This window comes from Thiothrix fructosivorans, assembly GCF_017349355.1.
GTDB classification, from domain to species: domain Bacteria; phylum Pseudomonadota; class Gammaproteobacteria; order Thiotrichales; family Thiotrichaceae; genus Thiothrix; species Thiothrix fructosivorans.
The window spans coordinates 282392-304930 of sequence record NZ_JAFMPM010000006.1 but is presented as its reverse complement, the minus strand read 5'-3'; the positions used below and the strand labels follow the sequence as shown (position 1 = coordinate 304930).

The window sequence follows — 22539 nt, the reverse complement described above, 5'->3', positions numbered from 1 at the left end:
AACTGTCAAGTTATGCAGAATAATTAAGTGATCATTATTCCCGCCGCAACGCATCCACCGGCGGTAAGGCGGAAGCTCGCTGCGCGGGTGCAAAACCTGCCAGCAACCCTGTCACCACCGCCACCGCTTCTGCTAACATCACGTATAACCAGTCGATTTGCACCGGCAATGCAGGCAGTGTTAAGTGTAATAACCACGCAATGCTGATCCCCACCACCAATCCGGCAATGCCGCCCAAGCCCGCCAAGGCAGCGGCTTCCAGCAAAAACAACCGTGTCACCTGTTGACGTGACGCACCCAATGCCCGCAACAAACCGATTTCACCCGTGCGTTCATTCACCGCGATGCTCATAATGGTCAGAATCCCCACGCCCCCTACCAGCAAAGAAATGCTGCCAATCCCAGCCACCACCGCTTTGAGAATATCCAAAATCGAACCCAAGGTTTTCAGCATATCGCTTTGGCTGGTAATGGTCACGTCTTCCGTGCCGTGGCGTTGGATCAGTAATGCCTTGATTTGCGCAATAATCCCCGCCTCATTTGCCCCCGCCTGATACAACACGTCGATTTCCATCAAGCCTTCGCGGTTAAACAATGCCATCGCTCGTGCCACAGGAATATACACGGAATCATCCATATCAAAACCGAGAATTTGCCCTTTGGATTCCATCACGCCGATGACCCGAAAGCGTTCCTGCCCAATGCGGATGGCTTGCCCTAGCGGATTGCTGTCGGGGAATAATTCCGTCCGCACTTTCGCGCCAATCACCGCCAGATTGCGGGCTTGGCGTGCAGCATCGTCTGGCAAGAATTGCCCGCTGGCAACGCGCAACTGCCAGGTTGCCAAGGTTTCGTGATTCACCCCCAGTACCGTCGTCCAGCGCGTTCGTTTATCAGCTTCTACGGGCGAATTGCCTTGCACCACGGGTACGGACGTTTGCACACCCTGAATCCGCCGCAAACTCTCCGCATCCTCAATCGACAGCGGACGCACATTGCTGAGCATTGCGCCCGACACACCCAAGGTCGAACTTTTGCCGGGGTTGATGGCAATAATGTGTGCTCCAAACTGGGTAAACTGCTTGAGAACGTAGTGCTGCACCCCGCCGCCTAATGCGGTCAGCAATACCACTGCCGCAATCCCCACCGCAATCCCCAACGCCGTCAGAAAACTGCGCATCCGGCTAAAGCGGATACTGGTGGTGGCAAGGTGCAGGTAATCGGCCAATAACACCGTTACCTCCCTGACAACGCGGCAACGGGATCAAGCCGTGCCGCCTGTCGTGCCGGAATGCTGCCGAACAGCAAGCCCGTAAAAAACGTGATCAGCACGGAAGCAATCAATGCCCACAAGGGAGGTTGCGCACTAAAATCCGGCACGGCTTGATTCAACACCAAGACCCCGCTCAAGCCCAATACCAAGCCCAGCGCCCCGCCTGCACTTGCCAACAAGGTCGCTTCAGTCAAAAACAAGCGCAACACTTGCGAGGTGGGTGCACCCAAGGCTTTCAGCAAACCGATTTCAGCCTTGCGCTGGCTAACCGCCACCAGCATCACGTTCATGATCAGAATGCCCGCCACGATCAAGCTGATGGCGGCAATGCCGCCCAATGCCCACGTCAATGCGCCGAGAATATTGTCGAACGTGCCAATCAGCGAATCTTGCGCAATGATCGTAATGTCATTTTCACCGTCATGGCGTTGACGAATAATCTGTTCAATATCCTGTTCGGCCTGAGGCAATTGCCCTTGGCTGGACGCGGTAACAATGATGCGAAACAAAGACGGCGCATTAAACAAATTCCGCGCACTCGCCACCGGAATCACCACCATATCGCTCATGTCCGACCCCAGCGACTGCCCCTTACCGGCTAATACGCCGATCACGCGGAAACGGGATTCGCCAATTCGCACCCATGCGCCCAAGGCGGGGCGATTGCCGAACAGCTCTTTCCACACTGTTTCTCCCAGCAAACACACTGCCGTTGCCACACGAGGATTGGTGTCGGGCAAGGATTGCCCCAACGCCAAATCCAATTGCCGCGCACTCAATAACGCGGGTGTAGACCCCATGATGGTCACTTCGCGCTCGCGGGATTCATACGCCACCGGAGCAGCTCCCAAAATAATCGGTGCAACGTCTTTAATCGCAGGGCTGCGTTGCAACGCCAACGCATCATCCAGCGTCAAATCACGCGGGGTCGTGCCGAGCATTGGTGGCGCACCGCCCGTGGTTTCCGAACGCCCCGGCAATACAATTAGCAAATTCGAGCCTAGGCCTTGGAATTGCCCAATCACGTACAAACGCGCCCCTTCACCCAACGAGGTCAGCAAGATAATCGCTGCTACGCCGATACACATTGCCAGCAAGATCAACGCCGTGCGCCCCGGATAAGCGCGTAAGGCTTGGTAGCTAAAGTGCAGTGTGTCTTGCGGTTTCATCCATCATCCCCGACCACGCGCCCATCCACCATGCGAATACGCCGCCGTGCGCGTTTGCCGATCTCCGTATCGTGCGTCACCACAACCAAGGTAATCCCCTGCGTGTTCAAATCTTCGAGGATGCGGATCACTTCGGTGCTGGAATGCGAATCCAGATTCCCCGTCGGCTCATCCGCCAGCAATAAGGGCGCGTGCATAATGGTAGCGCGGGCAATCGCGACGCGTTGTTGCTGCCCGCCGGACAATTGCGCGGGGCGATGATCCGCCCGATCCGCCAACCCCAAGCCAGTCAATGCCTGACGCACCTTGATCTTGCGTTCGCTGGCAGGCATTCCGGTCAGTACCAAGGGCAATTCCACGTTTTCCGCTGCCGTCAAACGCGGGATCAGGTGGAATGATTGAAAAATAAAACCGATATTGTCACGGCGGACTTGCGCCCGTTGTTCTTCTGGCAAGGTAGTCAGTTCGCGCCCTGCAAAGCAGTAAGACCCGGCGTTGGTCTGATCCAGCAAACCCAACATATTCAGCAAAGTCGATTTGCCCGACCCCGACGGCCCCATCACGCTGATGTAATCGCCTGCGTGGATGTCGAGGCTGACGTGATCCAACGCGTGTACCGTTTCATCGCCTACCTGAAATTGGCGGCAAACATCGCGTAGGGCAATAAGGGGTTCGTCATTCATCCGTGGTTTCCTGCGCTTGCGCCGCCACGCCCTCGGCAACGCCAGCCGCCCCCGGCGTGGTCACGATACTCGCACCTTCCGCCACCCCATCGGTGACTTCGGTAAAGCTCCAGTTGCTCAAACCCACGCCAATCTTGCGCTTTTCCAGCTTGCCCGCATCAGTGAGTACGTACACGTAGTGCTTATCGAACAACGCTTCGGTAGGGATGCGTAACACGTCGGGGCGGGTTTCCAGAATAATGTCCACATCCGCGCTGTAGCCGACCAGCAAATCCTGGAGGTCGGCAGGATTATCAAACGCGAGTTCGACTTCCACCGTCCGCGCCTGTTTTTCCAGATCAATCACGTAAGAACCGACGCGTGTCACCTTGCCGGGGAAATCACGCCCACGCCAAGCATCGAGGGTAATGCGGGCAGGCAAGCCCGTTTTGATATTGGGCGCATCGACTTCATCAATCGGCGCACTGGCAAGGAAACACCCCGGCTCAATCAAATCCACCACGGGCAAGGTCTGGATACCGGGCGGCGAAGGTGTGACGTATTCGTTGAGTTCGCCATTGATGTCAGCAATCACCCCTGCAAACGGCGCAACCAATACGGTACGTTCCAATTGCGCTTGTGTCGCTTTGAGCTGCGCTTCGGTGAGGGTAATTTGAGCGGCGGCGGCTTGACACGTAGCCTCCGTAACCGCAGCCGCCGTGCTAGCTTTATCCAATTCCTGTACCGAAATGCTGGCGGATTGGCGTAAGCGACTGGCGCGATCAGCAGCGCGACGGGTTTCAGCGGCTTGCAAGCAGGACGCGCTACGTTGTGAGCGTGCCGCTTGCACACCTTTATCCGCCGCCTCCACATTGGCTTGCAAATCGTGATTCCACAGGCGTAACAAGACATCGCCCGTGTTGACGTGAGCACCTTCGGCAAAGGGGAGTACGCTGATCTGCCCACCCATAGACGGCGAGAGTTTGGCACGACGGCAGGCTTTCACCGTACCAGCGCGGGTATTGGCAACGCTGGATTCGACCACGCCACGGCTAACGCTAGCGGCACTGACGTCTAACGCGGTGGGGTGTTGTTGTTGCCAAACCCACCAACCGCCAGCGGCGAGGAGCGGCACAATCAACAAGAAACGGGATAAGCGCATGACACATCACTCCCTAATGTTCTTGTTTCAGTGTAGCACGCTTCGTCCCCGCTACCGCTTGTGTAAAGTCATGAAAGTCTGGGTATGCGGTTAATGCAGTTTGATGCGTGGCGTGGTGCTACGGCGGATAAACCCTGATACCGAATTCAGCGCGACTTTCCAAAAGCCGTGCAGACCCACTTGGTGCTTTTTGTAGAGCATATTGTACATAAAACGCGCAATATAGCCTTCCACGAACAACGTTCCCTTGGCAAGATTGCCCATCAACCCGCCAACCGCCCAATTTTCTCCCAACGACACCAGTGAGCCAAAATCGTGGTAGTGGAAATCCGCCAGCGGTTTGCCGTCTAAACGCTGGCGTAACTGCTTGGCGAGGTGCACAGCTTGTTGATGCGCTGCTTGAGCGCGAGGGGGAATCAGCGTTCCGGCAGGTTCGCCCAGCCACGGGGCGGCGGCACAATCGCCGAACACAAACACATTGTCATCCCGCGTTGTTTGCAAGGTCGGTTTGACAAGCAACTGATTGAATCGCGTGTTCCGCCACGCCCGGAATTTTGAAGTCATTGGTACGGCTGCCAATCGCAATCACCAACGTATCGTAAGGGAAGCTGCGTTCTTGGGTAACAGGTTTGCCATCTTCATCCTGATGGGAGGCGACATGCACCAGTTGTTGCTCACGGTCAATGCCGGTCATTGCGCCAATGCGGTAGCGAAAATGATGCCAATGCGCTTGGGCAAGGTAGTCGATTTCGTGCAGCGTGTAATCCATGCTGCCGGAAGCAATTTCGTGCAGCATCGGCTTCCAGATGTGAGTACGGTTTAGTCTACCGCGAACAGCTTAGCAACGCAGACTCTACTGGAAATTGATGGGTAACGAGACTTCCTGACCATTACGGGTAATGTTCAAATTGACCTGTGAAGCCGTGGCAGCTTCCTGCAATAAACGCATGGCAATCGCGGGGTTTTCCAGCGTCGTGCCATTCACTGCGGTGACAATATCACCTGCTTGCAAGCCTAATTGGTTAAACATCGCGACATTGCTGCCGGGGCTTAACTGAAAGCCGAGAAACTTACCATCGCGCTCATACGGTTGCGGACTGGCGACCTCCATCAAGCGCATATTGTTATTGAGCACGGCTTGTCGGAAATCCCCTAAATTGGCTGCATCACCCTCCGCCGCTGGCTCGACCATTGGTGGCTGTTCGGGTGGCTGTTCGGGTGGCTGTTCGGGTGGTGGCATTTGCTCATTCTGCGGCGGCGGAATCGCCCCGTCAGTCGGCGTAAACATTTCCGGCGGCGGCATCATCTCCGCTTCTGCTGGCGGTGGGGCAAAGTCCGGTGTAGGCACGGGTAAATCCGTTGGCAAATTCCCGCTACCAGCCTGCGCACTGCGGCTACTGCCTTGCCCTAGTTTTGGCAATACCAGCTTTTCCAACGAACCATTGCGCCGCAATAAGACATGATCGCCTAACACTTGCTCTAACACCGCCCCCGATGCGCCAATGTTTTCGCCGATGCCAAAGGTGTACTGCTTACCGCCCTCTTCGATGACCGCAAAACCTGCGCCCTTAGCGGGGGCATACAAGCCTTGCAGTTTCAACGCCAATTGGGTGTTTTGAATAGGCGCAGTGACGGGTTTCGTACTATCGACTTGATACTGCCCAAACAAATGGTAGCTGGCTAACTTATCGCCCAAACTTTGCGTCTGGGTCACGGGATTATTATTACCCATCCCTGCATCAGGCGTACTGCTCAGCGCCAAAGGGTCAGCGGGAAAGAATAGCCATGCTAGGCGTGCCAGCAAAAAGCCAAACACGATCACCAGTCCAAAGCTCACATAATCCGGGGCGCGTCCCAGTAAGCGGTCAAACCAACGCGCATGTTGCGTACCCTGCATCTGCAAACCCCTTTAACAACCTAAACCTGATAGTACTCACGGTACCATTGCACAAAACGGCGTGTCCCTTCGTCAACCGACATACTCGGACGATAGCCCACATCTTGCACCAACGCATCCACATCGGCGTAAGTATCCGGCACATCACCCGGTTGCAGCGGCAGCAAATTCAGCTCGGCTTTCATGCCCAGTGCATCTTCAATGGCGCGGATGTAGTCCATCAACTCCACCGGATTTTGATTGCCGATATTGTAAACGCGCCACGGGGCTTTGCTCGTACCGGGGTCAGGCTGCATCCCGCTCCATGCTGGATTGCTTGTCGCGGTATGATCCAGCGTGCGAATCACGCCTTCCACAATATCGTCGATATAAGTGAAATCGCGGCGGTGTTTGCCGTAGTTGAACACATCAATCGGCTTACCTGCCAAAATCGCTTTAGTGAATTTGAACATCGCCATATCCGGGCGACTCCACGGGCCATACACCGTGAAAAAGCGTAAACCCGTGGTCGGTAAACCGTACAAATGCGAATACGTGTGTGCCATCAACTCATTGGCTTTCTTGGAAGCGGCATACAGTGACAGCGGATGATCCACATTATCATGCACCGAAAATGGCATGGATTCATTCGCGCCGTACACCGAACTGGACGAGGCATACACCAAATGCTTCACGCCGTTATGACGGCAACCTTCCAGAATATGCCCGAACCCCACCAGATTACTGTCAATGTAAGCCAGCGGATTGTCGATGGAATAACGCACGCCAGCTTGCGCAGCAAGGTTCACCACCGCATCCAAGCCTTCTTCCGCAAACAGCTTCGCCATGCCAGCGCGGTCGGCTAAATCCAAGCGAATGAACTTGAATTTACCCGCCGCATCCGCGTCGATCACCCGTTGCAAACGGCGTTCTTTCAAGGTCACATCGTAGTAATCGTTGAAATTGTCGATACCAACAACTTCATCGCCGCGTTGCAGCAATTGCAAGGCGAGGTGCATCCCGATGAATCCCGCTACCCCTGTGATCAATACGCGCATGGCTTATTCCTGTGTTGTTAGTTTTTTGGTTATTTTGTGAGTAAGTCGGCAACTTCCCGATACTTAGCCGCCGTTTTTTCCATAATCTCCGCAGGCAATTCCGGCCCCGGCGCGACCTTGCCCCAATCCAGCGTTTCTAAATAATCCCGCACAAATTGTTTGTCAAACGATGGCGGACTAATGCCGGGTTTGTACTGATCAGCAGGCCAGAAACGTGAAGAATCGGGCGTGAGGATTTCGTCGATCAATACCAGCTTGCCCTCCGCATCCAGCCCGAACTCGAACTTGGTGTCAGCAATAATAATGCCGCGTTTGAGGGCGTATTCCGCCGCTTGGCGATACAGCTCCAAACTCACGCTGCGCACTTGCTCGGCGAGGTCTGCGCCAATGCGGGTTTGCATATCGGCAAAGCTGATATTGATGTCGTGATCGCCCACGTCGGCTTTGCTGGAGGGCGTGAAAATCGGTTCGGGCAAACGGTCTGCCATCTGCAAACCTGCGGGTAATTCGATACCGCACACTGCGCCGGTTTGCTGGTAATCCTTCCAGCCAGAACCGATCAAGTAACCGCGCACAATCGCTTCCACCGGCAAGGGCTTGAGGCGTTTCACGATAATGCTGCGCCCTTGCAATTGCGCTTTTTCATCCGCCGTCAGCGGCAGATCATCCAGCGTTTTGTCGCTCAAGTGATTCGGAATCACGTCATGCAGCAAGCCAAACCAGAAATTCGCCACTTGGGTGAGGATAACGCCCTTCTGCGGAATCGGGGTCGGCATAATCACATCGAATGCCGATAAACGATCCGTGGTCACGATCAGCATGTGCTGGTCATCGACGGCGTAAATATCGCGGACTTTGCCCCGTGCAATCAACGGCAGGGAGGTGATGTGCGTCTCAAGAACGCTGCTTGGGTTACTATTTGTATTCATTAAGGTTGCGGTTAGTTAGTGCGTAAAAGGTACATCGCGTTATAATATCAGATTTTGCAGAGAAATAAGGGGAGCTTCATGACTCAACCCAATTCGGCGGTAGTGGTAGGGGTTGTCATGGGTAGCAACAGCGATTGGAACGTGATGTCCAAGGCCGTTGAACAATTGGAAAAATTCGGTATTGCGCATGAATACCGCGTCGTTTCCGCCCATCGTACACCCGATTTACTGTTTGAATACGCAGAAACCGCTCGCGAGCGCGGTCTAAAGTGCATTATCGCGGGTGCTGGCGGCGCAGCGCACTTGCCCGGCATGTTAGCCGCAAAAACCACCTTACCGATTTTAGGCGTACCCGTCACCAGCCGTGCTTTGAACGGGATAGACTCCCTGTATTCCATTGTACAGATGCCCAAAGGTGTTCCCGTCGCCACGTTTGCGATTGGCGAAGCGGGTGCTGCGAATGCGGCGCTATTTGCTGTGGCAATGTTGGCGAATAACGACCCGGTGCTGGCGGAAAAGTTGGCGCAATTCCGTGAAGAACAGCGCCAGTGCGCGATGAATATGCCGCTCCCACCGGATAACTGAAAATCAACCACTCACTGGCTGATTTTCCTGAGCTATACTCACGGTTATGTATACACGCCACATCACCCCACTGCTGCACGAAGCGCTCACCGATACCCCCGTGGTATTGCTCAATGGCGCACGTCAAACGGGCAAAAGCACTTTGGCGCAAACACTGGCAAAAACGCAGCAGCGCCGCTACCTGACGCTGGATGATCATGCTGTGTTAGCCGCCGCACAGAGTGATCCGGCGGGATTTATCGCAGGTCTGCAAGGCAAGGTGGCATTGGATGAAGTGCAACGCGCCCCCGCGTTATTTCTTGCCATCAAAGCAGCGGTTGACCGTGACCGCCAAGCCGGACGCTTCCTGCTAACGGGTTCGGCGAATGTCATGTTATTGCCGACACTGGCGGATTCACTGGCAGGACGCATGGAAGTGCTGTCGTTATTACCGCTCTCCAGTGCTGAAATTACGCATTCCCCCACCTTCAACTGGGCGGATTGGCTGTTCGATGGCGCACTGGATAGCGTGACGATCGCCCCGTGTGAACGCGCCATGCTGCTGGAACGCTTGCTGGCGGGCGGTTTCCCTGAAGCCGTGGGGCGCACGCAAACCCGGCGGCGAGCGGCATGGTTCGACAATTACCTACAAGCGATTTTGTACCGTGACGTGCGTGAGTTAGCCCACGTTGAGCAACTCAGCGAAATCCCACACTTGCTGCAATTGCTGGCAACGCGCAGTGCCAAACTGCTGAATTTTGCCGAACTTGCCCGCACCAGCGGCTTGGCACAATCCACTCTGAAGCGCTACTTCACTTTACTGGAAACCCTGTTTTTGGTGTATCGCCTCCCCGCGTGGGAACGCAATTTCGGCAAACGCATGGTGAAAGCCCCGAAAATCTTTTTGCCGGATAGCGGCTTGCTGGCGTATCTTACCCACACTTCGTTGGAGCGCATCGAGCACGAACCCAATGTACTCGGCGGGCTAGTCGAAACCTTCGTCCTCAGTGAATTACTCAAACACCTGACATTTTCTGCCCAGCGTTTATCGTTATGGCACTACCGCACTCAAAGCGATATAGAAGTCGATTTCGTGCTGGAAAATCGGGCGGGCAAACTCACGGGTATTGAAGTCAAAGCCAGCGCGACCATAGATAGCAAAGATTTCAAAGGCTTGCGGCATTTGCAAGAAACCGAATCCAACCTGTTTCAACGCGGCATCGTGCTGTATAGCGGGCGCGAACTCGTGCCGTTTGGTGAACGGCTCTTCGCCGTGCCGTTGTCGCTGTGGTGGGGAGTGGAGAAAGCATGAATTTCCTGTATCCTTATCTGTTATTTCGTAACCCCAGCTTACTCGACACTTTATGACACTACTCCCCGGATCAACCATCGGAATGCTCGGCGGCGGGCAACTCGGACGCATGTTTACCGTCGCCGCCCGCACCCTCGGCTACCGCGTGATTATCCTCGAACCGGATTTTCACAGCCCTGCCGCACAACTCTCTGACGACCACATTATTGCCGCTTACGATGACGATGACGCACTCACCGCTTTCGGGCAACGCTGCGATGTGATCACCACCGAGTTCGAGAATATTCCCGCGCAAACGTTGGAATTCCTCGCACGGTTCTGCCCAGTACGCCCGTCTGCCCATGCCGTGAAAATGGCGCAAGACCGCATTGTGGAAAAGGAATTCGTGCGAGCGTGTGGCTTGCAGCCTGTGCCGTTTGCGGCGATTCACACCGCAGCGGACATTGCGGCTGCACCCCACAGCATCCAATTTCCCGCCATTCTCAAAACCGCCCGCATGGGTTACGACGGCAAGGGGCAGGTGACAGTGCATTCGGTTGCCGAAGCGCAAGCCGCGTTTGCCCAATTGCACGGTGTGGCGTGTGTGCTCGAACAGCGGGTGGAATTGGAACGTGAGATTTCGGTCATCCTCGCCCGCAGTGTTGGCGGTGAAGTGCGTTGTTTTCCCGTTGCCGAAAACGAACACCGCAATGGCATTTTGCACCAGAGCATTGTACCCGCCCGAATTGATGCCGCACTCGTCGCAGCCGCGCAAGCCGCCGCCACGCGCATGGCGCAAAAACTCGATTTTGTGGGCGTGATGGCCGTGGAATTCTTCGTCACCCGCCAAGGCGAATTGCTGGTGAATGAAATGGCACCGCGCACCCACAACAGCGGGCATTACACCCTCGATGCGTGCATCACCTCGCAATTCGAGCAACAAGTACGCATGGTCTGCGAACTGCCGTTCGGCGCAACCGAACTGCTTTCACCCGTCGTCATGGTCAATATGCTCGGCGATTTGTGGCACGACACGCAACCAGAATGGGTAGCCTTGCTGAAAAGTCCAAATACCAAGCTACACTTGTACGGCAAACACGAAGCCCGCCCCGCTCGCAAGATGGGGCATTACTGCACACTAGCGCCGCAACTTGACGACGCACTGGCAGAAGCGGGACGCATTTTCCAACAATTGCAATAAGGCACACACCACATGGATACCAACACCTTAATCATCAAAATACACGCCATCGTCGCGCTACTTTCCATCGCCCTTTACCTGATTCGGGGTATCTGGATGTTAACCGATAATCCCGCCGTCACGGGCAAAGCCGCTCTTGCTAGCGCGTCGCTGTCGATGCTGATCTTACTGGGCACGGGCTTGTGGTTAGCGTTTGTGAGCACCGCGCACGGTGTTGATAACTTTGTCATTATCAAAGCGATTGGCTTGATTGTGTACGTGGTGTTGGGCGTGATTGCGCTGAAACCGGGCTTGGACAAAGCAGCGGCGGTCATCTTATGGTTGGTAGGTGCAGCGACGTTTGCGTACACCTTCCTATTCGCGAAAAACCTCTTACCGGCAATACTATAAATGGCTGATATTCCTTACACCAAAAGCCTGCGTGACGACATCCGTTTTGATACGGAACTGTGTGGGCAGCATTTCACTTTTCTATCAACGTGGGGGATCTTTTCTCCGCGTGAAATTGATGACGGCACGGATTTGTTGTTGAAATACCTGAAAATCAACCCGACCGATGATTGCTTTGACCTCGGCTGTGGCTATGGTCCAGTCGGCTTGGTGATGGCAAAACTTGCCCCACAAGGTCAAACCTTGATGGTGGATAAGGATTTCATGGCAGTCGAATACGCAAATCGCAACGCAGGCGTGAATAAGCTCGCGAATGCCCGCGCCATGCTCAGCAACGGTTTTCAGCACCTCGACAAAGATGCGCGGTTTGATGTGATTGCGTCTAACCTACCCGCGAAAGTGGGCAAGGAAATGATGAGCATTTTATTGCACGACATGAAGCACCACCTCAAACCGGGCGGGCGCGTGTATATCGTGACGATTAACGGCTTACGCGAGTACATGAAGCGCAATCTAAAGGAAGTATTCGGTAATTTCGATAAGCTCAAACAAGGTCAGTCGTACACCGTATCGTATGCCGAAAAAAGTCGGTAGGAAAAAATGAGGGGCGGCAAACAAACCGCCCCTACCTAACTTAGGCGTTATGATAACCCGTGACCAGTTCCACTTCATTACGTGAACCCATCACCACCGGCACACGCTGGTGCAAATCAGTCGGCTGGAGCTCCATAATGCGTGAATAAGCCGTAGTCGCCATACCACCCGCCTGTTCAACGATAAACCCCATTGGGTTAGCTTCGTACAACAAGCGCAACTTACCGGTTTTGCCTGCTGCTTTCATCTTGCTATCCATCGGATAGATGAAAATACCGCCACGGGTGAGGATACGGTGAATCTCAGCCACCATTGACGCGACCCAACGCATATTGAAATCTTTACCACGCGGCCCTTCAACCCCCAACAAGCATTCACCGATGTAACGCTGCATCGGCGGTTCCCAGTAACGTTGGTTGGAGACGTTGATCGCAAACTCCTTGGTATCCGCAGGAATTTTCACATCTTCGCGGGTCAGCAAGAATTCGCCGCAATCTTTATCCAACGTAAACATATTCACGCCTTTGCCCGTGGTCAAGACCATAATGGCAGAAGGGCCATACAAGCAGTAACCTGCCGCCACTTGCTTGGTACCCAGCTGCATGAAATCGGCAGCGGTCGGGTTTTCCACGCCTTCAGGCGCTTTGATGATGGAGAAAATCGTCCCAACCGATACATTCACATCCATGTTGGATGAGCCATCCAGCGGGTCGAATGTCACCAGATAATGACCGCGTGGCACATTACCGGGCAAATGGTAAACTTCATCCATTTCTTCGGAGGCAAGTGCCGCCGCATGACCACGGGAAAGTGCTTCAATCATCACATCGTTGGTGATGATGTCCATTTTCTTTTGCTCTTCGCCCTGCACGTTCTCAGAACCGGCAGAACCCAGTACGCCGATGAGGTCGCCTTTGCTCGTCAATGCAGCAATTTTCTTGCAGGCAAGGGCAACGTCGTTCAGTACGCAACTGAATTCTCCGGTTGCGCCCGTGTGTTTACGTTGTTCTTCTAGGATAAATTGTGTCAGTGTGGTGCCAATTTGGTACATAACCAGCTTCTCGTGATTGAAAAAAAATTGCATATAAGTTGATTATGATATGCTGATGTATGGATTGTAAATAAAAAAAGGCGGATCCGAAGACCCGCCAGACTTGCGAGGGAGTATTATAACTTTTGAATATTACTAGTTGAGTGTGTAGTGTTAATGCTGAGTCGCAGCCATCAGGCGTGTGGTTCAACAAAAAGTGAAAAAAAGATCATTAATTATTTTTTGGAATTGACCCAAATTAATTAGAACCAAATTGGCAATGAGAGCGACACAGAAGATGGAAGGCCACCCACAAAGTAGCAAACAACGGATTGAAACGACCAGTAAACTCAGTGATGACGTTCTCATGGAACTCATTAGTAAGGGTGATCAGCGAGCGTTCAGTCAGTTATACCTGAGATACCAGCCCAGACTGGTCAAGTATTGTGCTCGCGTATTGCGTGACGATATTGCTCAGGCCGCCGACTTGGTGGATGAGGCCATGTTTGATGTTTGGCGGTCAGCGGAAAATTTTGCAGGCAGGTCAAAGGTATCGACCTGGATTTATTCCATCGCCCGCAACAAGGTGGTGTCGTGGTTACGCAAAACCTCGGAACTTACCTTGGAAGACGAGTCGTTACTGGATGCCATGATTGACCCAGCCGCCAGCCCTCACGAGGAATTGGCATTGGATGACATGAAACAGCAGTTGTTACGCCTAATGGATCAGCTCACAGAAGAGCACCGTGAAGTCATCAGGTTAACGTATTTTGAAGATAAATCAGTAAAGGAAGTTGCCAATATCCTGGATATTTCCGAGAACACCGTCAAAACACGCATGTTTTATGCCCGTAAGCGCCTCGCGCAGTTACTGGAAAAAGCAGGCATTGTCGGTTTTGACATTTAAATGGCATTCGAGAATATTGTTGTATGAGCCAATACCCACACGGTGATCCAGTTGAAGAAGCGCGTTTGCTGCTGCCTTGGTATATCACTGGAAAATTAAGCGAGCCGGAACGTAAGCTAGTAGAACAGATGCTAGCCAAGCACCCCACGTTGCAAGACGAATATCAGCGTGAACTCAAAATAGTTGGCATGATTCGCGCCAACACCGGTTTGTTGCAACTATCCGCTATGGATACCACGCACCACCGTCTGGACAAGTTGATGAAACGCATTGGGCAAGAAGAGAGTGCAAAAATCACCCATACCGCACCTCCCCTCACACGTCCCTCCGTTTGGTTAGAGGGCATAGCCGCATCCTTGCACCGTTTGCTACCCAAATTTGAATGGCTCACACCAGCCAATGCCGTGTTCGCGCTGTTATTACTGGTGCAAGCGGGTTTTATGAGCTGGTTTATCCAATCAAATCAGTCAGCAGTCGGTAGTCTTTACACGACTGCCGCTGTTGCCAAAGACCAAAATGCTATCTCCGTCACTAAGGGACTGGTATTATTAGTTGACTTCCATGCGGAAGCGCAAGTGCATCAGGTACGGGATTTCTTACACCAGTGGAATGCGCGTATTGTGGATGGCCCGGATGATGGCAATTTTTTCAAAATTGAAGTCAAAGGCGTTCAACCCTCTGATCAACAACAATCCAGCTCAATTCTGCAACAAATGCAGCAGGATCAAACTGTGATTGCCTTTATCGGTCAAGAATCCCAATATTGAAAACTTTATGTCATCCCACGCTATTTCTCTGTCCCTCTTAATCGCCGCCACACTCGCCCTGACAGCTTGTAGCTCCGCCGAATACAAAGTCATTGGTAAAACCAGCGATTCACCTGCTTGCCATCTCAGTCACAGCATTTGTGTGGAAACGCCCGTATTCCGCCGCGTCGATTACGCCAAAGATGAAATGCTCATCACTTACGATAGCCAGCAACCGGCTGAAAATACCGATGCAGTACTGAAAAAATACAAATTACGTGCCAAACGCAGCGATACCTTAGGTGCGATCAATACCACTATGATTACCGCTGCCACCAATGGTCAAGACCCCTATGATCTGGTGAAGTCCATCAAAACCAATGAAAAAGATGTGGATGCTAGCACCAACAACTTCTACACTACCGCCGCCCTAAACCGTAGCGATGCTAGCACTTACCCCCTTGGTTTGACGGGCGCAGAAACCGCACGGCAACGTACCAGCGGCGATGGCGTGATTATTGGCATGATCGACACCCCCATCGACATCGCCAACACCGCCTTTGGCACGAACGTGCAACGCGTGGAACTGATTCCTGCGGGTGACGAAAGCAACCGCCTGCACGGCACAGAAGTCGCGGGCATTATTGCCAGCAAACACCCGCGAATTGGCATTGCACCCGATGCGCAATTGATCGCTATCAGTGCCTTCAGCACCAATCCTGTCAATCCTGATGAACGCCGCAGCAATTCCGGTTTGGTCGCACGCGCCTTACAGCACGCGATAGATCGGGGCGTGCATATTCTCAACTTGAGTTTTGCGGGTGGCTCTGACCCGGTGGTGGATAAGTTGGTCGCAGCCGCGCTTAAGAAAGGCATTATCGTGGTCGCCTCCGCCGGAAACGGGGGGCCTGGCGCTGCCCCAGCGTACCCCGCTGCGCTCCCCGGCGTGATTGCGGTAACGGCGGTGGACAAGGGTGAAAGCATCTTTAGCCGTGCCAATCGGGGCGATTACATTGACTTGGCAGCCCCCGGTGTCAGCGTCTTAACCACTGCACCGCGTGGCACGTTTCAAATTTCCAGCGGCACATCCTTAGCCACTGCCCACGTCACGGGTGTAATCGCCTTATTGAAATCCCTGAATCCAAACTTCAACCCTGAAGCGTTAAATGCCACGGCAACCGACTTGGGCAATCCGGGGCGTGACCGAGATTACGGCTATGGTTTAATCAATACCATGAGTGCTTTAGGCGCACGTTAACGCAAAACGCTGCAAAACTTGACCTGTAGCAAGAAAGCATTATGTCACTGTATTTCAGTTTGATTTCGCGCAAAGCAACCACCGCACTCGCACCTTACGATGAAGCTCCTATTTCATAGCAAGGAGCAAAGTCATGCAATTTTTTGACAGCACCCAAGGCATTCTGTTTATGTCGGTATTTACCATCGTGTTCATTTTAGGCTTTTTGGGCTATCTGGCGTGGAAGTTCTACAAACTCTCAGGTCACAAACCAACTCCCGGTGAAAAAAGCTGGTAAGTGTGGCGCTTAGGGGTTGAAACAGGTTTCAGGTGAGTGCTAACCAATCACGGTGGCGTAGGAAATCGGTGTAAAGCCGTGCTTCCTCACTGCCTGCTTCCGGTTGCCACGCGTAACGCCACTTCACCAAGGGCGGCAGTGACATGAGGATGGATTCAGTGCGCCCACCGGATTGCAAGCCAAACAATGTGCCTCGGTCGTACACTAGATTGAATTCCACGTAGCGTCCGCGCCGATAGAGCTGGAAGTCTCGCTGTGGTTCGGTGAAAGGCAAGGCTTTGCGCTTGCTGACAATCGGGCGGTAAGCGTTAATGTAGGCATCGCCGACGCTGCGCATGAACGCAAAGGTTTTCTCGAAACCCCATTCATTCAGATCGTCGAAGAATAAGCCGCCGATACCGCGTGGCTCATTGCGGTGTTTTAGGAAAAAGTATTCGTCACACCACTGTTTATAACGTGCATACACATCCGCACCAAACGGGTCGCAGGCGGCTTTGGCGGTAGAATGCCAGTTGATGCAATCGTCTTCAAACCCGTAATACGGGGTCAAATCAAACCCACCGCCAAACCACCATACTGGTGCTTCACCCTCTTTTTCAGCAATGAAAAAGCGCACATTAGCGTGTGAAGTGGGAACGAGTGGGTTATGCGGGTGAATCACCAAGGACACGCCCATTGCTTGAAAACTACGCCCCGCTAATTCTGGGCGTTGCGCCGTGGCAGAAGGCGGCAATTTGTCGCCGAAAACGTGTGAAAAATTAACTCCGCCTTGCTCGAAGACCGCGCCATTGCTGATCACGCGAGTACGCCCACCGCCGCCACCGACACGATCCCACGCATCTTCCATGAAGGTTGCCCCGCCATCTTCGGCGGCTAATTGGCTGCAAATATCATCCTGCAAAGCCAATAGGTAGGCTTTGACGGCAGCAATATCCACTTGCGACATGGTGTTCCATTCCTTGATGCTAGAAAAACGTCGATTGTAGCGGGAAAGCTACCCAGCACTCCAGAAACGATTCCCACAAGCGCGGCAATGGTAATAGGCTTTTCCGCCGGAAAAGAGGCGTTTCCACCAAGGAGTACGGATAATCCGTGCAGATGTCAGGCAATGGGAGCAAGTGCAAACATTCGGTTTTGCCATAAGGAATAGATTTCTTGAGTGGAAAAGACATTATAATCAAAACCGTTAATAAATTGTCACAATATGCAACAAAAATAAGGCTAATTGCTCGTGGCACTAATACGGTTTCATACCGATATAGTTGCCGGGCGGGTTGTAATTGCATACCCAAATCTGACCTTTATCGGGGCAAATCGCCATGCCGCAACCCACTTCGATGGTGGTTTTCCAGACCATCTGGGTGTAATGCCCACACATTTCACCGGACGCACACGTATTGCTGGCGTAATCATAGGCAGATGCTTCGCTAGCCCACTTGTTGGCTACTTGGGCGGGCGTGATGGCTTGTATTTCCGTGCGCCCATCACTCCACATTGTAGGGCTTGCCCGATACAAGTTTTCTCCAACACCCAAGGTATTCATACCAACGGCGGCACGATGCTGCATGGTGCAAGCGTTGTTCGTTGCCAGATGGGTTGCCCATTCCTGCGCGTAACTGCTCATTTGGCTTGACCACGTTAACGGCATAACGGCAACGGTGGCACGGGTTTGATTATGTGCCTCTAACATACCCGTCATGGCGGCGGGTTCGGCAGCGGGTGTGAGTGGCACGGTGGTGGTAGGCGCGGTATTCGCCGTCGTTACTGGTGGATTGCTGGAGGAATCAGAAGAACCGCCGCACGCAGTCAGCAATAGCGTGAGGCTAATCATAACAACTTGACGCACTTTATCGTCCTCGCATTACGGGATAAAGGGGTTGTGGGCGCGTTCCTCGCCAATGGTTGTGTTCGGTCCGTGACCCGGAATGACGATAACATCATCACCCAGTGACCACAACTTAACCTTTATAGACTCGATAAGCTGCCGATGGTTCCCGCCCGGAAAATCGCTACGCCCGATTGAACCGTTAAACAATACGTCACCGACAAACACCACGCCGCTGCTCCGCTGGAACAATACAACGTGACCGGGCGTGTGTCCGGGCGTATGCAGCACATCCAATGTTTGCTGCCCAACCATTAAGGTATCGCCCTCGCGCAACCACGTATCCGGCACGAACGCGTCGCAATGCGGCAAGCCAAACTGCTTCGCCTGCATCGGCAGCGCATCCAGCCAATATTTATCGGCTTCGTGTGGCCCTGAGATCGGAATGTGGTAATGCTGGGCTAATGCTAACGTGCCGCCAACGTGATCCAGATGCGCGTGGGTTAGGAACACACCGATGGGTTTCAAGCCGTGTTTGTTAACGGCAGCGATCAATTTATCGGTATCGCCACCGGGGTCAACAAACGCACATTCCCGCGTGGTTGCACACCAGATAAGGCTGCAATTCTGTTGAAAAGCCGTGACAGGGATAGTGAGGTATTGCATAAGATTGCCCTGAGTCTAAAGGTTTGCAAAACAGGGGATTGTACCTTGGAATGGCAATTATTGGTTTCAATTCTAGCATTATGCCCACAATCGGGGGCAGAACAGGTCTTGCTGGAGGCAAAAAATCGATTAGCCACCACGATCACCGCACCCCGCATTCTTGCCTTTGCGGATAGTGCAATGGGTAACGCCTCTGCTGATGCAGGGTTAAGTGATGTACAGTCACGTTTGGTATAGCCTCAGGCATGAGCAATCATGCTGCGTCCATCCGTGTAATAGCTAGTAGTGTTACTGGTTTTGTTAGGCACCATGTTTTGTACCAGCCCCAAGATCTTGCCGTGGCTTTTTTCCAGACAGTCGATAGCGGTACGCACGTCTTGCTTGCTGGAACGGTTGTTGGCGGCAATCAGTAATGTGCCGTCGGCGCGGTTTGCCAGCAGCAACGAGTCCGCCATGCCCAACACGGGTGGTGCATCAATAATCACGTAATCAAACACTTCGCGGGATTTATTCAGCAAGGTTTGCATGTGAGTGCCGGAAAGTGCTTCCACCGGATCAGGTACAGCAGGACCCGCACAAATTACAAACAACAGGCGCAAACCTTTTACCCGGGTCAGCGGGCTTTCGCTCGCCGTTCCCGTTAAGTAATGGGTTAAGCCGTAGCTATTGTCGAGTTCCAGATGCTTGTGAACCGTGGGTTTGCGCAAATCCGCATCAATCAGCAGCACTTTATTGCCCGTGTTGGCGAGCATCAGCGCGAGGTTGACTGCCGTGGTGCTTTTGCCTTCACCGGGTAACGCGCTGGTCAGATGCAAAATTTGCGGAAAACGCCCGTTGTTCGCCAATACCAATGAGGTTTTCAGGTAACGCAGCGCATCCAACCACGTTGGATTCGGGTTTTTACGCAGCAATTCGGCGGTGCTGCCGCGCAAGTGTTTGCTGAAGGGTAAGGAATGCAGCACTTGGTATTTGCCGCCAATGTCTTGTAAATCGGCGGTGAGGCGAATTTTTGGTTGCACGGTTTCACGCATCATCACCGCCAACGCGCTCAGGAATAAACCAGAGAGCAAGCCGAGTAAGGCGTATTTAGGGTAGCTGGGGCCATCTTTGCGGGAGGGCAAAATGGCTTTATCCACCACAGAAACGCTGCCGGTTTGTGCCGTTTCCACCACGCTGATTTCTTTGAGGCGTTGCAATAAGCCGTCGTACAGGCTGCGCGAGGTGTCCACATCGCGTTTGAGGTTGGCGTAGCCAATGCTGTCGTCACGGAATTGCAGCAGCTCTTTTTCCAGCAGCTTGATTTCATTTTCCAGCTTGCTTTCTTCCGCCATCGCCGCTTCATACGAGGCTTTCATATTGTTGGTAGTACTGGCGCTAATGTGGTCACTTTCTTTCGCAATTAGTGCCTTACGGCTGTTGATTTGTTCTTGCAGCGAGAGCATGGAAGGGTAGTCGGGTTTGAATAGCTCTAAGTTGGCGAGATACGTACTTTCCAGTTTACCCAATTCCTTTTTGTGTTCTTGAATCAGCGGGTTTTCATCCACGTTTAATGAGCCGGAGAGCTTGCCTTTGCTGTTGTACAAGCTTTGGGTTTGGATGCGTTTTTCTTTGGCAGCCATGTGCGCTTTGCTCATGTCGGCTAAATTTTTGGCAATAATCGATTCATCCGAATTGGTATCCACGATGTTTTTGGCACGCGCATAACGGATCATCGCGGCTTCGCTGCTTTGCAGTTTGTCACGCGCTGCGTCAATCTGTTTGTCGAGGAAGTGCTTGGCTTGTTCGGCGGATTGTTGCTTACCGCGTTGTTGCAATTGCACGAAAACATCGGTCATGCTTTTCACCACATCACGCGCCATCGCGGGGTCGGTGGCAGTGTAATGGATGTCGATAATGCGCGAATTTCTGACGGGGTTAATGGTCAGGTGTTCCAGAAAAATCTCTTCGGCGCTGACTTGTGGGGTATCCCAGACGGCTTCTGTGTCGCCGGAAAACAAATGGCGCACGTCGCCGACCAGTGATTTCAGCGGGTCGATTAACCAATACGCGGGTTCTTTAAAGGCGCGTTCTTGCAGCAAGGTGTCGCGGATACCGAGTGTGTCGATGACTTCCGTGGCTAAATCGCGGCTACGCAGCATTTTGTACTGGGTATTGTAGAACACCGTTTCATCAATGTAAGACGGCGGGCGAGCGGTATCGACATCGTATTCCAACAACTTGGGCGCAGTCGTTTCAATTTTAACGCTGCTTTTGGCGGTATACGTGGGATTGGTTAACGCTGCCAGTGCCAACATCAGCGCGGTAATGGCAGCAGTTGACAGCAAGATTGCTCCCGCATGTTGGCGCAAAGTGCTCCAATAATGTGAGAGGGGAATGTTGGGGGCGGTGGCATACGTACTGTAATCACGCCCCGGCGGTGGGTCGGCAAGCACGATATGCGGGGCATTATGCACGACAGGCACGCTATTCGTGGCGTAAGCATTGGGTGAGGTGTCGTTGCCTTTCATCATGGTAACAGTGCCTTTGTGAACCGTAGCAGGTAATGCTTTTTGGTAAAATTGAATGAATTGTTGCGTCACCTGTGTCCAGGTGTAATGGTTGAGGACATGCTGGTGCAGCGTCGTACCAATTGCGGCGACGTGTGCAGGGTCGTCGAGCGCGGCTTGCAAGCGTTCCCGCAAGGCGGCGCTATTGCCAGTGGGGAATAAGATGCCTTTGCCATCCAATGCTTCGGTATTGGCATCAATGTCGCTGGCAATGCAGCAGCAGCCAAGACTCATCGCTTCCAATAGCGTAATCGGCAAGCCTTCCATTTGTGAAGGCAGTACATATACGTAAGCGTGGTTGTACCATTCCGCCAATGCTTCGCCATAAACTGCGCCGGTAAAAATGATATTGGGATTTGTGTCTGCTAGCGTTTTTAATTCAGTCCCATAGGGGTCTTGGTCGCGAGCGCTGCCGACGATCACCAGCTTGACACGGGGTTGCTCCAATTGCTGGTAGGCTTGAATCAGGTCATGCACGCGTTTTTCCAGCGACAAGCGCCCGACATACAGGATGTAACTGCCCGTGGTCACGCCATAACGCGCAATTTTGTCGAGTTTGGCGGGATGCAAGCGCGGGGTAATGCCAGTGGGAATGTAGGTCACATCCTTGTGATACTTTTTCCCGTAATATTCACGCAGAGTACGCGAAACGGCGGTGGCATCATTCGCAAACCAAAACGTTAATTTTTCGGAAATGTGGAAAAACAGCCGTGCCAAACCATTCCACGAACTGCGTTCCCATTCGTGTCCGTGGCTTTGGAACACGGTGTAACGTCCGCCTAAGCGTGGCAGAAATGAAAATAGGCTGGGACCCACGGCGTGGTAGTGCACGACATCAATGCCATTGATCGAAAATTGGTGCAAGCTGGCGTGGATGACTAGCAGCATTTTTTCAAAGTATTTATGCGGCAAAGTACGCAGTGGGATTATTCGCATCCCTTGATAATAGAAGGGTGTGGGATGTTCAGGTGTTTTGGCGGTATACACAATCACCTGATGTCCAGCATCCACCAACCTTCTACCGAGTTCCACTGTATAGGTTTCAACCCCGCCAATCCGGTCGATGCCTTTGATTGCGATGTATGCGATTTTCAAGGTATGCCCGTTAATAATGA

Annotated in this window: 25 protein-coding genes; 10 read left to right on the top strand and 15 right to left on the bottom strand. The window is 53.0% G+C overall.

Going from position 1 to position 22539, the window contains the following annotated elements; all coding sequences use genetic code 11:
* Window positions 1–34: 34 nt before the first annotated feature.
* The 9 genes from J1836_RS21955 to J1836_RS04600 all read right to left on the bottom strand — a co-directional run bounded on the left by J1836_RS21955 (window position 35) and on the right by J1836_RS04600 (window position 8129).
* Window positions 35–1234, bottom strand: coding sequence for an ABC transporter permease (locus J1836_RS21955; protein WP_207249913.1), 1200 nt, complete (start codon window positions 1232–1234; stop codon window positions 35–37).
* Window positions 1235–1236: 2 nt separating this feature from the next.
* Window positions 1237–2442: an ABC transporter permease gene (locus tag J1836_RS04630; RefSeq protein ID WP_207249912.1), complete on the bottom strand. Its 1206-nt coding sequence runs from the start codon at window positions 2440–2442 to the stop codon at window positions 1237–1239.
* Window positions 2439–3125, bottom strand: a complete 687-nt coding sequence (locus tag J1836_RS04625) for an ABC transporter ATP-binding protein (RefSeq protein ID WP_207249911.1) — start codon at window positions 3123–3125, stop codon at window positions 2439–2441. The genes J1836_RS04630 and J1836_RS04625 overlap by 4 nt, the downstream gene beginning before the upstream one ends.
* Entirely contained in the window at window positions 3118–4266 is a 1149-nt protein-coding gene (locus J1836_RS04620; RefSeq protein WP_207249910.1) for an efflux RND transporter periplasmic adaptor subunit, read from the bottom strand. Before J1836_RS04620 ends, J1836_RS04625 begins: the two co-directional genes overlap by 8 nt.
* Window positions 4267–4356: 90 nt before the next feature.
* Window positions 4357–4767, bottom strand: coding sequence for an NAD(P)/FAD-dependent oxidoreductase (locus J1836_RS21460; RefSeq protein WP_242632731.1), 411 nt, complete (start codon window positions 4765–4767; stop codon window positions 4357–4359).
* Window positions 4748–5062, bottom strand: a complete 315-nt coding sequence (locus tag J1836_RS21455; RefSeq protein WP_242632730.1) for an FAD-dependent oxidoreductase — start codon at window positions 5060–5062, stop codon at window positions 4748–4750. Before J1836_RS21455 ends, J1836_RS21460 begins: the two co-directional genes overlap by 20 nt.
* A gap of 57 nt (window positions 5063–5119) precedes the next feature.
* A complete protein-coding gene (locus J1836_RS04610) occupies window positions 5120–6163 on the bottom strand; it encodes a type II secretion system protein N (RefSeq protein ID WP_207249909.1) in 1044 nt (347 codons plus the stop codon).
* 20 nt (window positions 6164–6183) lie between these two features.
* The gene (locus J1836_RS04605) at window positions 6184–7200 is read right to left on the bottom strand and encodes an NAD-dependent epimerase (RefSeq protein WP_207249908.1); all 1017 of its coding nucleotides are present in this window, start codon (window positions 7198–7200) and stop codon (window positions 6184–6186) included.
* A gap of 29 nt (window positions 7201–7229) precedes the next feature.
* The gene (locus J1836_RS04600) at window positions 7230–8129 is read right to left on the bottom strand and encodes a phosphoribosylaminoimidazolesuccinocarboxamide synthase (protein WP_207249907.1); all 900 of its coding nucleotides are present in this window, start codon (window positions 8127–8129) and stop codon (window positions 7230–7232) included.
* Between the two features lie 78 nt (window positions 8130–8207).
* On the opposite strand from J1836_RS04600, the gene purE reads away from it, so the two are divergent.
* The 5 genes from purE to J1836_RS04575 are packed head-to-tail and all read left to right on the top strand — an operon-like array spanning window position 8208 to window position 12169.
* Complete coding sequence (purE, locus tag J1836_RS04595; protein WP_207249906.1) at window positions 8208–8714, top strand: 5-(carboxyamino)imidazole ribonucleotide mutase; 507 nt, start codon at window positions 8208–8210, stop codon at window positions 8712–8714.
* 46 nt (window positions 8715–8760) lie between these two features.
* Window positions 8761–10005: an ATP-binding protein gene (locus J1836_RS04590; protein ID WP_207249905.1), complete on the top strand. Its 1245-nt coding sequence runs from the start codon at window positions 8761–8763 to the stop codon at window positions 10003–10005.
* Window positions 10006–10057: 52 nt separating this feature from the next.
* Window positions 10058–11185: a 5-(carboxyamino)imidazole ribonucleotide synthase gene (locus J1836_RS04585; RefSeq protein ID WP_207249904.1), complete on the top strand. Its 1128-nt coding sequence runs from the start codon at window positions 10058–10060 to the stop codon at window positions 11183–11185.
* 12 nt (window positions 11186–11197) lie between these two features.
* A complete protein-coding gene (locus J1836_RS04580) occupies window positions 11198–11575 on the top strand; it encodes a SirB2 family protein (RefSeq protein ID WP_207249903.1) in 378 nt (125 codons plus the stop codon).
* Window positions 11576–12169: a class I SAM-dependent methyltransferase gene (locus tag J1836_RS04575; RefSeq protein ID WP_207249902.1), complete on the top strand. Its 594-nt coding sequence runs from the start codon at window positions 11576–11578 to the stop codon at window positions 12167–12169. It abuts the gene before it with no gap.
* Between the two features lie 40 nt (window positions 12170–12209).
* Here the strand turns inward: J1836_RS04575 and J1836_RS04570 are convergent, their stop codons facing one another.
* Window positions 12210–13220, bottom strand: coding sequence for a class 1 fructose-bisphosphatase (locus tag J1836_RS04570; RefSeq protein WP_207249901.1), 1011 nt, complete (start codon window positions 13218–13220; stop codon window positions 12210–12212).
* 277 nt (window positions 13221–13497) lie between these two features.
* Here J1836_RS04570 and J1836_RS04565 point away from each other — a divergent pair, with 277 nt between their 5' ends.
* The 4 genes from J1836_RS04565 to J1836_RS04550 all read left to right on the top strand — a co-directional run bounded on the left by J1836_RS04565 (window position 13498) and on the right by J1836_RS04550 (window position 16387).
* Complete coding sequence (locus tag J1836_RS04565) at window positions 13498–14106, top strand: sigma-70 family RNA polymerase sigma factor (RefSeq protein ID WP_207249900.1); 609 nt, start codon at window positions 13498–13500, stop codon at window positions 14104–14106.
* Between the two features lie 23 nt (window positions 14107–14129).
* Entirely contained in the window at window positions 14130–14873 is a 744-nt protein-coding gene (locus tag J1836_RS04560; RefSeq protein ID WP_207249899.1) for a hypothetical protein, read from the top strand.
* Between the two features lie 7 nt (window positions 14874–14880).
* A complete protein-coding gene (locus tag J1836_RS04555; protein ID WP_207249898.1) occupies window positions 14881–16110 on the top strand; it encodes a S8 family serine peptidase in 1230 nt (409 codons plus the stop codon).
* 133 nt (window positions 16111–16243) lie between these two features.
* The gene (locus J1836_RS04550) at window positions 16244–16387 is read left to right on the top strand and encodes a hypothetical protein (protein WP_207249897.1); all 144 of its coding nucleotides are present in this window, start codon (window positions 16244–16246) and stop codon (window positions 16385–16387) included.
* Window positions 16388–16415: 28 nt separating this feature from the next.
* On the opposite strand, the gene hemF is transcribed toward J1836_RS04550, so the two are convergent.
* The 4 genes from hemF to J1836_RS22055 all read right to left on the bottom strand — a co-directional run bounded on the left by hemF (window position 16416) and on the right by J1836_RS22055 (window position 19015).
* Window positions 16416–17333: an oxygen-dependent coproporphyrinogen oxidase gene (gene hemF / locus J1836_RS04545; RefSeq protein ID WP_207249896.1), complete on the bottom strand. Its 918-nt coding sequence runs from the start codon at window positions 17331–17333 to the stop codon at window positions 16416–16418.
* Window positions 17334–17624: 291 nt separating this feature from the next.
* On the bottom strand, window positions 17625–18233 hold the full coding sequence (locus J1836_RS04540) for a CAP domain-containing protein (RefSeq protein ID WP_242632729.1): 609 nt from the start codon (window positions 18231–18233) through the stop codon (window positions 17625–17627).
* Window positions 18234–18248: 15 nt separating this feature from the next.
* Window positions 18249–18878, bottom strand: coding sequence for an MBL fold metallo-hydrolase (locus tag J1836_RS04535; RefSeq protein ID WP_207249895.1), 630 nt, complete (start codon window positions 18876–18878; stop codon window positions 18249–18251).
* Window positions 18764–19015 carry a hypothetical protein gene (locus tag J1836_RS22055; protein ID WP_443735677.1) on the bottom strand — a complete coding sequence of 84 codons (252 nt, stop codon included), beginning with the start codon at window positions 19013–19015 and terminating at the stop codon, window positions 18764–18766. Before J1836_RS22055 ends, J1836_RS04535 begins: the two co-directional genes overlap by 115 nt.
* Between J1836_RS22055 and J1836_RS04530 the strand changes: the two genes are divergently transcribed.
* Window positions 18924–19115 carry a hypothetical protein gene (locus J1836_RS04530; protein ID WP_207249894.1) on the top strand — a complete coding sequence of 64 codons (192 nt, stop codon included), beginning with the start codon at window positions 18924–18926 and terminating at the stop codon, window positions 19113–19115. The two genes, J1836_RS22055 and J1836_RS04530, sit on opposite strands and share 92 nt — an antisense overlap.
* Window positions 19116–19117: 2 nt before the next feature.
* Here the strand turns inward: J1836_RS04530 and J1836_RS04525 are convergent, their stop codons facing one another.
* Window positions 19118–22519: a polysaccharide biosynthesis tyrosine autokinase gene (locus J1836_RS04525; RefSeq protein ID WP_207249893.1), complete on the bottom strand. Its 3402-nt coding sequence runs from the start codon at window positions 22517–22519 to the stop codon at window positions 19118–19120.
* Window positions 22520–22539: the final 20 nt, after the last annotated feature.